We start from the raw sequence: 12,846 nt of genomic DNA, 5'->3' as shown, positions 1-12,846 counted from the left end.
TGCTGATAAGCTGGACAGACTTTCTTGATTCAATCTATTCGGACAGGACCCGAAATATCACAAAGCCGCTTAAGTTTTGTCCCAAATTTATGTATCATAGTAGGAAGGCGAAAATATATTGGCTTCAAAGGAGAACATACATTATGGCATTGGACGGAATCGTAACCCGCGCTATCGTACACGAGTTGCAAAGCATCCGTGGCGGGCGCATTAACAAAATACATCAGCCAAACGATCACGATATGGTGCTGAATATGCGGGCACAAGGCGGAAGCATAAAACTGCTGCTGTCGGCTAATCCGACATTTCCGCGTGTACATTTTACAGAGCAAAACTTTCTCAATCCGACAGAAGCGCCTATGTTTTGTATGCTGCTTCGCAAGCATTGTGAAGGAGGTATCATCGAGAACATTACTCAGGTGGGCATGGAACGCATTATTCACATGGATGTGCGTCAGCGCGACGAGCTTGGTGATATTTCACTCAAGCGGATTATCATTGAGCTGATGGGCAGGCATAGCAACATTATTTTGCTCGACCCGGAAACAGGCGTTATATTGGACGGCATCCATCATGTCACACCATCGATTAGCAGCTATCGGGTCATTATGCCCGGCTTTCAATACACGGAGCCTCCTGAACAAAACAAGCTGAACCCGCTGGAAACGGAAGAAGCCTCCTTCACCTCCTCATATCAAACAGCTATGGAAGCGGGAGAAGTACCCAAACGCTGGATCGTAAATACTTTTACCGGACTCAGTCCCCTCATCGCCGAGGAAATACTGACCCGAGTATCCAACCAAGCATCTGACGACGATCATCGTCGTCTATGGAGTACATTCAGTCACATGATGGATGACGTGCGGAATCATCGTTTTCAGCCAGTATCCGGCTTGAACGCACAGGAAAAGGCAATATTTTCAGTCGTTCCTCTTACATTGATTCAGGGAGAGCGCAAGGAATACGCTACGATAAGTAAATGCATGGAGGATTTTTTCGGTGAAAAAGCAGAAAGGGACACGGTCAAGCAAAAGGTTAGCGACCTGCTGCGTTTTCTGCAAAATGAGCGAAGCAAAAATGTGAAAAAACTCGACTATCTCCATCAGGATTTAGCCGAGGCGGAAGATGCCGATCAATTTCGCATTTACGGTGAGCTGCTGTTCGCTTCGCTGCATGAAGTAAAAAAGGGCGACAAAGAAGTGAATCTTACCAATTTTTATGATGAGGAACAGCGTCAGCTAACGATCCCGCTTGACCCGTTACTGGGCCCATCGGATAATGCGCAGCGTTATTTTAAAAAGTACAACAAATTTAAAAACAGTCTGGCTGTCATAGACGAACAATTGGAGAAAACGCACGAAGAAATCAAATATATGGACAATCTGCTTCAGCAGTTAGCCCATGCCTCCATGAACGACATTGAGGAAATACGTGAAGAACTGGTACAACAGGGCTATCTTAGAGACCGGGTCAAAAAAGGGAAGAAAAAGAAGAAAAACGACCGTCCCACCTTGCACGTGTATACGTCATCTGAGGGCATTGAGCTACTGGTCGGCAAAAACAACCTGCAGAATGAATATGTCACCAACCGACTGGCCGGACCCAATGACACCTGGCTGCATACAAAGGATATTCCTGGTTCACACGTTGTTATTCGTGCTGAGCAATTCGGGGATGCCACATTGGAGGAGGCAGCTCAGCTCGCTGCCTACTTTAGCCAGGCCAAGCAGTCCAGCAGCGTGCCTGTAGACGCCACCCTGATTCGGCATGTGCGCAAACCCAGCGGAGCCAAACCGGGCTTTGTCATCTATGATCATCAGCGTACACTCTTTATCACCCCAGATGAAGAGCTGGTCAAATCGCTGCCCAACCGCATTAAAAACGGCTAGCGTTCTCCAGGCTACCGCCATCGGTAAAACAGCCAAAAAAAATAGGCCAACCAGCAATTACTGGCTAACCTGATAATACGAAAGCCCCTTGTCTTATGTCGGGTGCACTTCATGTGTGTTCCCATCATAAGGCAGGGGCTTTTCCTTTACTTTTGTTCAGCGGCAGCCTTCCTCAAGTCCTCGACAACCTGATCATTCACACTGCGACTGCCCAGATCACCGTGGAAAATAACACCTTGGCGTGCACCGTGAAAATCCGATCCGCCAGTCGCGATAAGTCCGTAGTGCGCCACCATTGCTGCATATCGTTTCTCGGCCGCAGCGTCATGGTCCGAATGTCGCACCTCCAGCCCCGCAGGCTTCGCCTGCTCTATAATGGAGCGAACCAGTCCATCATCCCCGTACAACCCGGGGTGGGCGACCACAGGGACTCCTCCTGCTTCACGAATCCAGCTTATAGCCTCCGCAGGTTCTACACGGGGCACAGACACGTAGCCGGGCGCCCCCTCTGCCAAATAACGGTCGAACGCATCCCGCATGTCCTTCGCATATCCTTTTTGAACCAGCGTATCCGCCATATGCGGACGTCCAATGCTTTCATCCGGTGCGAGCGGTCTGCCCATCGTAGCCACCACCTCTTCCAGGGTGATATCTACGCCCAGGCTTCGCAATCGACTCAAAATCAAATCATTGCGGGTATCCCGCGCCTGACGCAGCTTTTCCAACCGCCCCAAAAACTCTTTATTATGGTAATCCATATAATAACCAAGTATATGAATATCCTTGCCGCTAGCCCGTGTACTGATTTCTACACCCGGTATCACAGTAATTCCCGTACGCCGCCCCTCCTCAAGAGCTTCCTCCAGCCCAGCCACCGTATCATGGTCTGTAATGGCCACACCCGCCAGCCCTTTTTCCTTAGCCCAGCGCACATTATCCGCAGGTGGCTGCATACCGTCAGATGCTTGAGTATGTGTATGCAAATCATATCGTTTCAAGTGGGTCTGCTCCTTCATTACACGTTCTCCTCTTCTTTCATCCCTGCCAGCCCATCCACCGGGTCGCCAAACACGTCCCCTCCCTGATCGTGACGACGCAAATAAGACAGGAAGGTCACGACCGGAATCGGCAGCAACGCCGACTTCAGATGAATGGCGTAAAATTCTCGTTTGAAAGTGATATCTGAAATATTAACGATTTTCAACAATCCGAGCGCAACCTCATGCTTCACGGAAGAAGGCGACAGCATTGTAATCCCGAGTCCAGCTTCTACCGCTGATTTGACCGCTCCAGTGCTGCCCATCTCCATAACGATAGAAAGTCGGGAGGCATCCACACCACGACTTTTCAGTCCGTCCTCTATGACCTGACGTGTACCAGATCCTTTTTCTCTGGCTATAAAAGGATGCTTAAACACATCCTCCAGCACTACTTTTTTAGCCTTGGCCAGTACATGTCCCGAAGGAACAATTAGTTTCAGCTCGTCCTGCATCACAGTCTCCACCACAATATCCGGATGCTGGACCGGGGCCTCGATTAGTCCTAAATTCAACTGATGCTTTAGTATATCATCCATAATTTGAGTCGTATTCATTACATTCATTGCCATGCGTATATGAGGGTACTCCTGACCAAACGGCCCTAACATTCTTGGCACAATATATTCACCAATCGTTAGGCTGGCGCCAATATGCAATCTTCCCTCCAGCATGTGGGTAAAAGCAGACATTGCCTCGTCTGCTTCCCGGATGAGCTCCATGCTTTTTTTGGCAAAAGGCAGTAATGTCGCTCCCGCCTCCGAAAGCTCAATTTTTTTAGTCGATCGGTGCAACAGTTTTGTACCAAAATAATCTTCCAATGTCTGAATTTGCATGGTCACGGCAGGTTGCGTCATATGCAGCGCTTGTGCCGCCGCCGAGAAACTCCCCCGCTCCGCGACCGTATAAAAGATGTGCAGCTGATGAAAGTTCATACTGACGACCACCCTTTCCCCCCTCTAGTCTCCCTATTTTAACATAAGAAAAACATCTGTTCACGAATTACCAAGAAAACTCACCGAAATGGACGGCTTTATTTTTGCGCAATCCATACAAAATAAAAAAAGTATGCAACTGATACCTGCATACTTATACATACCTGACAGCACTGCGATGAGTTTGAAGACTTTTTCATCAGAACCGTCTGATTCATTACCGATTATGTTTATCGACTATTTTTGTTTGCGAGCGCTTTTCATTAGTGTCATACGCCGCGAATGGCGTAACCATGAATAGTAGGACTTCAAATCCCTTAATTCAATCGTCTCGGACATCCGGCCCAAAAAGGTAATGACAATCATCTTGTGGAGCGGATTCCCTGCAATATCCATCTCGCCTGGCAACTCACCAAATTCGGCCACGACAACCAGATCACCATCAATTAAATATACATCCTCTTCGTTATGATAGTAGGACTCCATTCTATTTTGCTTCAGACATTCCCAAAGCCAGGCGGCGATATGATTCGTCTCGGACTGTTTCTGCTCTACTCGATCTAAGTAACGTGTTTTTGCATGATTTGTAATCACGATATCAGCAACTTTTTTATCGCCCATCTCTACGTAGAACGGTTCGTATGTACTCCATCGCTGCATTGCCTTGTCACGCACGGGATCACTCTCCCCACCATATAGGTCTTTATATCTACCAATATATTCATATGTTACCTCAACAGACCCGGGACTACAAGTTACAAAATTGAAGTCTATGACTTGTTTTAAAGATTTTTTAGGTCTAACAGCATTAAGACATATTATGCAAAAGTCCTGGCTTTATAAAAAAAAGCCAGCCCGTAGGCCGACTTTTTTATAAATTAACAATTTACAACATTTAAAACTTATATTTCATATTCTTTCATTTTTTCCTTGTCGTCGTTATACTCCGTCCTAATCTCATTTCGAAAAGAGCGTTCGACCTTGCGCACATAGGAAAGCCTGCGAATATTTTTTACGGTATCCTCTGCGCGATCCGCATTCATATAAATGACTACATAATGCATGCGCCTTGAAATGTAGTGGACATTCCCGTATTTCTCCAAATTGCGGGCAGCTTTGATATCGCTTACCCATATGATGTACCCTGTCCGCTCGGCAAACATTCGCTCATCTCCCCTCCGTCGCTATCTTCCCTATGGCTTATCCGCAGGAGCACTTGCCTCCGCTACCGCATCCACCCTTTTTCACATTCGGATCATTGCTTGGGACCTTTATCGTGTCGGACACAGAAAATGCAATCGTTTCTGACATCGCATGAAGCATATCATCCAACGCCTTTTCCGCCCGTTTGAACTCCACAACTTCCTGGAATTGTTCCAGTTCCAGCTCAACGACCTTCACTGCGTCCTTCGCTTCATGATAGTTCGGGTGAAAATGTCCAAAACGCTCCGTTTCCGCGAATAACTCCTTTTTGGCATCCAGCTTGCGCACACACGCCTGAATAGACGAGTTCTGTTCCACACGCTGCTTCCAATATAAATAATCCGATACCTCGAAGGATCGGTTGACCATATCGCCCAATTCATAGGCGTTAATAAGCACTTCTGCCATATTGACCGTGTTCAATTCGGCTACGCTCATGAATGTTCATCTCACTTTATATAAAGTTCTACCTAGTAAAGTAGACTCATTCATCATACCACATCCTCCTTTTGAGAAGAAGGAGTTTCATGCACTTCCCGGCTCTACGATGAAAAAGGAACCAGCAGCCGCATATCTGACCATTCACCTGGCTGCAGGGTCGCGCGAACTGGTGCTTCAGTACCTTCTTCAGAGGCATACCAGCCTATGACACTCCACGGCTCGCCGGGAATCACAGATTCCGGTATCCATTTAACCTCTGCCCTGCCGATTCGCAATCCCACCGCCGTCTGCCAACGAATCGCTTGTTCGATCAACTGCCGGGCAGTGGACACATGGTAGCTTCTCCATTCTTTTGTCCAGGAGGAGGGCACTGCGGAGCTTTCTGGAAAATAGTCGAGCGGATCAGGCAGCGTATGCTCCCGCTCATAAAAGTGCAGTGTTCGTCCGGTATAAACCAGACCTGCTCTCCCCTCCTGGGAAAATGTGAGCTCGGCTGTGCCAGCGTTTATCGTTATGTCAACCGGGCGAATTTCACTATCAGGACTGCCTGAGCTTACGTGCTCTGTTTCCACTGCCAACGGATAACGGTGAATGGGCTCATCCACACCTTCCAGCTCCCGGCGCGGACTCAATCCAATGGCAGCAAGCGTCTTACGGATTTGGGCAGCCGAGCGGGCCGGAATAATAAAATCCCGTTCGCCGATCCGTTCAAGCAGCCCTTCCAGCCCGGGATGGCGTGCAACAGTGTCTGCATCGTCATGTGTACCACAGCGCAGGAGTGTTACCGATGCAAATGCCGTTCGTCCGACACTGCCTGCCCACTGCTCCACTGCCACACGCACATGATCAGGTACACCTGCCCGGCTGTACTTTTCCAGAAGGGTAAAAATAGCTTGCGCCTCCATGCCCAGTTCAATTGCTTCTGCGACACTTTCTCTCGTGAGACGGTATACTGCCATCCGATCTCCTGTCACGCGTTCACAGCAGCATTCCAGCCGCCAGCGAACATCATAAGCTACATCCGGCGGCACCAATATTTCAAAATCTGGCTGCATGTAAAAGGTCCCCCGCTCTGGATGGCCAACCTCCTCCTTATATAGCCGAAGCATATCCAGCGGGGATACATTCCAGCGAAAGCACAATTCGCCCATTGCGTTTAGTCCCCAATCGCCCATTCCAAAAGCGGTCAGCGCCTTCAGCCAGCCTTTAATCTCATCCATGTCATATTCGCTAAAGTTAAATTCAATAGCCGTGCCATCCTCAAATGCTTCAGAACTTCCGGATGCAGCAGCAAGCTCCAAAGGGGCACTAGTTTGGGAGCCCGTTCTGTGCAGGCTCTCCGGTGAGATCAGGCCCACCTGAAGCATCCATTGCAGCAATGACTTGATAGGCAGCCAGCCCTTAGCTCCTGCATACTGGGAGGCAGCGCACAGCATGTATCGAAAATGCTGCATAGACGCTTCGGCCTTGCCGTATCTTTCCATGAGTGTGATAAAGATATGCTTGCGCATTTGCCAAGCAGACAAATGAATCCAAGCTGCCAGTTCCGTTTCCTGAATGCGAAAGGATGCTGCTTCCTTTGCCAGCAGCCCCAAGCTCAGCAGCAAATCCATCATGACCGCCGTTTGCATCGGATACTGATCGGTGTGCGCGTACTGCAGTCCAAGCCCCGCCAGATCCTCTGGACGGAAGGGAGTCCATTCGTTCAATTTTTGTAATGATCGCTTATGTATGGTTCCTTTGGCCGTCAAAGGAACTCCATGCTTCGCAATACGTGACAGCACGTGCAGCAGCTCTGCCTCAAGTCCTGTCTTTGCTTCATGTACAGTCACTGGATGTTGTTCTGTATCCATCATATTCATCGTACTTTGCTCTAACAACATATCGTACAAAGCGGGTAGCCGATGAAGCGGGATATATAAAATGCGTTCCCCCCATGATTTGGTAACTGCCTCCATCCAGCCCCGGGCACGCAATCCATGCAGTGCCAGCTTCGTTTCGGCCCCGCTTAACACTCCCCTGGAAAGCTGCAATGGCTCTTCTTCCTTCATAGGCTGTCCAGCGTACCGGATAAAGCATCGCGTAAGCACCAACCGTTCATCCGAAGTTAGCTCCTTCCAGTCGCCTTTCGTGTTCGTTACGCCCATCCTAGATTACGCCTCCTTTTTCTTTCCACCATCTCCAGCCTTATCATCCAGGCTTCCCATAGCCTCTGCGGGACTGAATCTGCGAACTGCATATTCATAGCCCTGCTCAATTAGAAACAGCTGACGCCGGGCTGCAAAATCGGTCTCCCTGCTATTCTCTGTCACCAGTGCATAAAAATAAGCTTTATTCTCACCGGGCTTTGGCCGTAAAATGCGGCCAAGCCGCTGCGCCTCCTCCTGACGGGAGCCGAAACTGCCTGATACCTCTATAGCTATAGCCGCATCCGGCAAATCCACCGCAAAGTTCGCCACTTTGGATACGAGTAAGGTTCGGATGGTTCCCTTGCGGAACGCATCGAACCACCGTACCCGCTCACTCTGACTCATAGCCCCAGTAATCAATGGCACGCCCAGCTCCTGAGCCAATGTACGCAATTGGTCCAGATATTGACCAATAATAAGCGTAGGCAGACCGGTGTGGCGCTGCATCAGGCTACGTACCGCTTCCAGCTTGGCCGGATTTTCGGCCGCAATCCGATACTGCTGTCTGCCCTCGGCACGCATACTGCGTTCCAACAGTTCAGCTGTCATCGGAAGCCGCAGCTCTACACAATCGACCTGAGCAATCCAGCCCTGTCGCTCCAGCTCCTTCCAAGGCATATCGTACCGCTTGGGTCCAATCAAAGAGAACACATCCCGCTCACAGCCGTCCTCGCGAACCAGCGTGGCCGTCAATCCCAAACGACGGGTGGCCTGAATATCGGCTGTCGCCCGGAAGACTGGGGCGGGCAGCAAATGCACCTCATCGTATACAATAAGTCCCCACTTCCGCTCGCTCAGCAGCTTCATATGGTCAAAGTCCCCGTCTTTGCTGCGACGATGCGTCAAAATTTGGTAGGTTGCCACCGTAATCGGGCGCACCTCTTTTTTCTGACCACTGTATTCCCCGATCGAATTGACCGGAATATCTGTCTTTTGCTTCAATTCCTCAATCCATTGCCGGACAGAGGTGGTATTCGAGGTTAAAATAAGCACTTCACACTGAAGCCGATCCATCACCGCCATACCAATCACAGTTTTACCTGCCCCGCATGGAAGCACCAGCACACCGCTGCCGCCCAAGCCATCAGCACCTTCAAACGCATCAGCAGCCTCAACTTGATAATCACGGAGCTGCACCTGTGCTTGGCCTTGTCCCAAGGAAAAACGGAGCTGATTTCCTTCGAGGTATCCGGCCGTATCGACAACCGGATACCCCAATCGAGTACATTCCTGCTTGAACAATCCGCGATTTTCAGGCGGTATAGAAGCGCTCACTTCACCAGTACGAAGCACTCCAAGCTGCCTCAGCTCCTGCTTGATCAGTAGCTCCTCCAGCAAAACCGGAGTGTCTGTTGTCAGGGTCAAGCGATCAACCATTGTATCGTCTGTGCTATAAGCTTGCACTTCCTCCGCTCTCGCCCGTGACAGCGTCAACTTTCCGTATCGAGAAACGAGCTGTTCAATATCCTTCAACAAATCACGCGGGATATCCCAACGAGACACGGACTGCAAACTATTTTGAATGTCCTCAGCACTCCACCCAAGAGCAGCCGCATTCCACAGAGACAACGGAGTGATGTGATATGTATGAAAAGCAGACGGGCTTTTAACCAACTCCGCGTAAACCTGCAACTGTGAACGAGCATACTCCGATTGAGGCAGGCCCATTTCCAGCAGAATGGTAAAATCGCGTTGTACAATACAAGGATATTCCGGATTCATAGCTACCTCCCGTTAATCTAACCCAACATCATTTTAAATTTATATTATAAACAGCTTGTCCGATGATCCGCAGACCAACCGGAATAGCAAGAAGTTCAACCCCTATTCGGATTGAACTTCTAAGCAATACTGACCTTATTTTTCTTCTAGTGAACCTGTTCGGAAATTTGGCTAAGCGCCTCACCAGCATTGTCTGCAAATATATTGCGTACAGCCAAGTCACCAATCGAAACAATCCCGATCAAACGATCTCCTTCGGTCACAGGCAAACGGCGGATTTGCTGCTCTGCCATCAGCTCGGCTGCTTGATCCACCGACATGTCCGCTCTGGCTGTGCGAATACCTGTCGTCATAACAGTATCGACCGAGCTGGAACCGGAATGCTTGGCCGCATAGCCGCGAACGACAAGGTCTCGGTCTGTTATTACGCCGATCAGCCTGTCACTGCCTTCCTTTTCCACAACCGGGATAAAGCCAGTATCATTGTCCTTCATTTTAACTGCAACCTCATAAATATTGTCCTGTGGGGTCACCGTTATGCATTTTTCAGTCATAACTTCCTGAACCTTTTTCATGGGTACTCCCTCCTTTTCAAGAGTAGGTTACCCCATTTTATTAAGCTCATACTCCGATTTGACCCATTTCCGATTCAACTCACATTTGGCCATAAACTCTAAATATCCATCCCTGCATTTCGTTCTGCTGCATATCCGGTGGACATCGCAATAAACAAACGAACCGCATGAATCATGGCGTCCTCATCAAAATCAAATTTGGGGTGATGATGCGGATATACTGCATTTTTAGCTGGGTTCCCCGCCCCCACGAACATGAAGCAGCCTGGGACACGTTCCAAATAATAAGCAAAATCTTCAGCAGGCATCAGCTTCGACGCCTCTTTTACATTCCCGTCACCAAACACAGGTCGTGCTTCCTTAAAAAAACGAGCAGCCTCATGCGCATCATTCACAACAGGTGGATATCCCATAATATAGCGGATTTCCGCTGTTGCACCATATGTTGCAGCTGTAAGCTCTGTCACCGCATGCAGCCGCTCTTTCATCACAGTGCGTGTATCCTCATCAAATGTACGGATCGTTCCACTCAAGCGGCAGGTTTCCGCGATTACATTTTGCGCAAAACCTCCTTGAATTGTCCCCACCGTCAGTACAGCTGGTTGCAACGGGTCGACTGAACGACTGACGATACTTTGCAGCTGCATTACGAGAGCTGAGCCCGCCACCACACTGTCATGAGAGGACTGGGGCATACCACCATGTCCACCCTTCCCTGTAATTTCAATATAAAAATCATCAGCTGCCGCCATCAGCGGACCTGCGCAGCTAGCAGCGGTCCCGACCGGAAATGGTGTCCACAAATGAATGCCATAAATGACATCCACTCCTTCCAGCACACCCTCTTTGATTACATGAACCGCACCACCAGGCAGTAATTCCTCTGCAGGCTGGAACAACAACCGGATTTCACCTGCCAGCTCGTCACGGTTCAGACCGAAATAACGGGCCGTTCCCAGCAGTATGGATGTATGCCCGTCATGCCCGCAGGCATGCATAACCCCATCCACGCCGGAGCGATATTCACAATCCTTTTCATCCTGAATCGGAAGAGCATCCATATCTGCACGCAGCATCACGACAGGTCCGGGCTTGGCCCCGCGAATAGTACCTACAACACCGTGTCCTCCAACCTGACGCCGAACCTCTATTCCCCAACTCTCCAGCTTATCCGCTACAAAAGCAGCTGTGTTGCTTTCCTGAAAAGAAATTTCGGGATTCTTATGTAAATATCTGCGCCATTCCACCATATGTGCCTGCAATTGATCGAACCAGTTCTTGTCTGTCACATGTTGTGTCATTTTGCTCCATCTCTCCTTTTAAAGCACCGGGCAAATTCCCGATTTCCGATACATTTTGCAGCTTCATTGCATATGCGCCGCTGCCACAGGCCCTCATTATTTATCTTATTGTAGCAGATATGGAATTGTTGCGGTATCTGTTGCTTCATGGAGGTTGCAGAAGCCTAACAAACATACTATGATAAATGGTAAACGATAAAATGATAACGTCTGCGAGGAATGTACCTTGCGGCGAATACCGGGGGAAGCTGATATGAGAAATACGAAGCCGGAGGCTCGAAGAAGAGGCACACCGGATTTCCAATTGCTGATCCTCACTTTATTGCTTGTTGGATTCGGTGTAATCATGGTATTTAGCGCCAGCTCCAGCGTAGCTCTGCTGAATAAAGATACCAATTTTGACTCTTTATATTTTGTGAAGCGCCAAGCAGCATTTGCTGTACTTGGACTTTTCATTATGTTGGTAACTATGAATATTAAAATGGAAAAATATAAAAAGCTTTTTGTGCCTTTATTTTTCATTACCATACTACTGCTGGTAATCGTTCTTTTTACGGGCTCTCTTAACGGCGCAAAAAGCTGGATCAGGTTTGGCAGTTTTGGATTCCAGCCGACCGAGCTTGCGAAAATCTCCATTATTCTTTACTTATCCGCACTGATCGTTAAAAAAGGGGATCGCTTTAGAGACTTACGGACTGGCTACATACCTGTAACCGTCATTGTGGGCTTTGTTGCAGGACTCATCATGCTTCAGCCTGATCTTGGCTCCTGCTTCATTCTGGTAGCCACCAGTGGCCTGATTATTTATGCCGGAGGAGCCAGCATCAAGCATATTACGGCATCAGTCGCTCTGCTCGTATTGGGTGCTTCCATCGTTTTTGGCATAGGATCGTTGTTTGGAGATTCTGGCGCAGATGGACAAGCTGTAGCGAAGCAAGATTACAAAGTCGGACGTTTTCAAGCCTTTCTCAATCCCATGGAACATAAACAGGGTGTCGGATATAATCTGGTGCAGTCCCTGCAAGCCATAGGCGACGGTGGCCTAAGCGGATCAGGATTTGGCAAAGGCATTATCAAGCTTCACTATTTGCCCAATTCGTTTAATGATTTTATTTTCTCCGTCATTGGTGAGGAATTCGGGTTCATCGGAACAGCCATCTTCCTGATGCTATATTTGTATTTTATTTGGCGAGGGATGCTTATCGCCCTTCGTTGCCGTGATCCGTTCGGGACGTTGGTGGGCACAGGCATTATGGGATTGATTGCCATTCAGGCATTCATTAATATCGGTGGCGTAACTCAGACGATTCCAATTACCGGGGTAACGCTTCCCTTTATCAGCTTTGGTGGTTCTTCTCTGCTCGTCATGATGTTCTCTATGGGCATCATGCTTAGTATTTCCCGCGAAAACACCAAACAGGCGGTACAGGAGCGCACGACAGGCGTAGCTATCCGAAACGAAGTACCCAACCGCTTTCAAGCCCGTAGAACCAACCGTTATCGCTAAAAAAAGAACTTCCAAGGACCAGCTGCAACAGTGGCTTTGGAAGTTCT

11 protein-coding genes are annotated in these 12,846 nt (G+C 48.8%); 2 read left to right on the top strand and 9 right to left on the bottom strand.

The annotated features are described in order from the left end of the window. Positions 1-143: 143 nt before the first annotated feature. Complete coding sequence (locus tag KQI_RS0104625; protein ID WP_010345553.1) at positions 144-1,889, top strand: Rqc2 family fibronectin-binding protein; 1,746 nt, start codon at positions 144-146, stop codon at positions 1,887-1,889. A gap of 146 nt (positions 1,890-2,035) precedes the next feature. Here the strand turns inward: KQI_RS0104625 and KQI_RS0104620 are convergent, their stop codons facing one another. From KQI_RS0104620 to KQI_RS0104580, 9 genes are all read right to left on the bottom strand, one after another. Further along, positions 2,036-2,905: a PHP domain-containing protein gene (locus KQI_RS0104620; protein WP_010345552.1), complete on the bottom strand. Its 870-nt coding sequence runs from the start codon at positions 2,903-2,905 to the stop codon at positions 2,036-2,038. Next, positions 2,905-3,861: a selenium metabolism-associated LysR family transcriptional regulator gene (locus tag KQI_RS0104615; RefSeq protein WP_010345551.1), complete on the bottom strand. Its 957-nt coding sequence runs from the start codon at positions 3,859-3,861 to the stop codon at positions 2,905-2,907. The genes KQI_RS0104620 and KQI_RS0104615 overlap by 1 nt, the downstream gene beginning before the upstream one ends. Positions 3,862-4,098: 237 nt before the next feature. Next, a complete protein-coding gene (locus tag KQI_RS0104610) occupies positions 4,099-4,536 on the bottom strand; it encodes a hypothetical protein (protein WP_007431016.1) in 438 nt (145 codons plus the stop codon). 227 nt (positions 4,537-4,763) lie between these two features. Beyond that, positions 4,764-5,024 carry a YlbG family protein gene (locus KQI_RS0104605; protein WP_010345550.1) on the bottom strand — a complete coding sequence of 87 codons (261 nt, stop codon included), beginning with the start codon at positions 5,022-5,024 and terminating at the stop codon, positions 4,764-4,766. A 37-nt stretch (positions 5,025-5,061) separates the two neighbouring features. Further along, positions 5,062-5,502, bottom strand: coding sequence for a YlbF/YmcA family competence regulator (locus tag KQI_RS0104600; RefSeq protein WP_010345548.1), 441 nt, complete (start codon positions 5,500-5,502; stop codon positions 5,062-5,064). 104 nt (positions 5,503-5,606) lie between these two features. Then, entirely contained in the window at positions 5,607-7,652 is a 2,046-nt protein-coding gene (locus KQI_RS0104595) for a helicase-associated domain-containing protein (RefSeq protein WP_010345547.1), read from the bottom strand. 6 nt (positions 7,653-7,658) lie between these two features. After that, positions 7,659-9,416 (bottom strand): DNA repair helicase XPB, encoded by a 1,758-nt coding sequence (locus KQI_RS0104590; protein ID WP_010345546.1) that lies wholly within the window; start codon positions 9,414-9,416, stop codon positions 7,659-7,661. 146 nt (positions 9,417-9,562) lie between these two features. After that, entirely contained in the window at positions 9,563-9,991 is a 429-nt protein-coding gene (locus KQI_RS0104585; RefSeq protein ID WP_010345545.1) for a CBS domain-containing protein, read from the bottom strand. Between the two features lie 98 nt (positions 9,992-10,089). Beyond that, on the bottom strand, positions 10,090-11,292 hold the full coding sequence (locus KQI_RS0104580; RefSeq protein ID WP_010345544.1) for a M20 metallopeptidase family protein: 1,203 nt from the start codon (positions 11,290-11,292) through the stop codon (positions 10,090-10,092). 253 nt (positions 11,293-11,545) lie between these two features. On the opposite strand from KQI_RS0104580, the gene ftsW reads away from it, so the two are divergent. Continuing rightward, positions 11,546-12,799, top strand: a complete 1,254-nt coding sequence (gene ftsW, locus KQI_RS0104575; RefSeq protein ID WP_010345543.1) for a putative lipid II flippase FtsW — start codon at positions 11,546-11,548, stop codon at positions 12,797-12,799. Positions 12,800-12,846 lie beyond the last annotated feature (47 nt).

The sequence above is a fragment of the Paenibacillus peoriae KCTC 3763 genome (assembly GCF_000236805.1).
GTDB lineage: Bacteria > Bacillota > Bacilli > Paenibacillales > Paenibacillaceae > Paenibacillus > Paenibacillus peoriae.
This window is presented reverse-complemented; position numbering and strand designations above follow the sequence as displayed.

What these genes read in the sequence shown, in the direction of transcription:
- KQI_RS0104585 (WP_010345545.1), bottom strand. Translation starts at nt 9,991, where the DNA reads ATGAAAAAGGTTCAGGAAGTTATGACTGAAAAATGCATAACGGTGACC.
- ftsW (WP_010345543.1), top strand. Translation starts at nt 11,546, where the DNA reads ATGAGAAATACGAAGCCGGAGGCTCGAAGAAGAGGCACACCGGATTTC.
- KQI_RS0104595 (WP_010345547.1), bottom strand. Translation starts at nt 7,652, where the DNA reads ATGGGCGTAACGAACACGAAAGGCGACTGGAAGGAGCTAACTTCGGAT.
- KQI_RS0104615 (WP_010345551.1), bottom strand. Translation starts at nt 3,861, where the DNA reads ATGAACTTTCATCAGCTGCACATCTTTTATACGGTCGCGGAGCGGGGG.
- KQI_RS0104625 (WP_010345553.1), top strand. Translation starts at nt 144, where the DNA reads ATGGCATTGGACGGAATCGTAACCCGCGCTATCGTACACGAGTTGCAA.
- KQI_RS0104620 (WP_010345552.1), bottom strand. Translation starts at nt 2,905, where the DNA reads ATGAAGGAGCAGACCCACTTGAAACGATATGATTTGCATACACATACT.
- KQI_RS0104600 (WP_010345548.1), bottom strand. Translation starts at nt 5,502, where the DNA reads ATGAGCGTAGCCGAATTGAACACGGTCAATATGGCAGAAGTGCTTATT.
- KQI_RS0104590 (WP_010345546.1), bottom strand. Translation starts at nt 9,416, where the DNA reads ATGAATCCGGAATATCCTTGTATTGTACAACGCGATTTTACCATTCTG.
- KQI_RS0104580 (WP_010345544.1), bottom strand. Translation starts at nt 11,292, where the DNA reads ATGACACAACATGTGACAGACAAGAACTGGTTCGATCAATTGCAGGCA.
- KQI_RS0104605 (WP_010345550.1), bottom strand. Translation starts at nt 5,024, where the DNA reads ATGTTTGCCGAGCGGACAGGGTACATCATATGGGTAAGCGATATCAAA.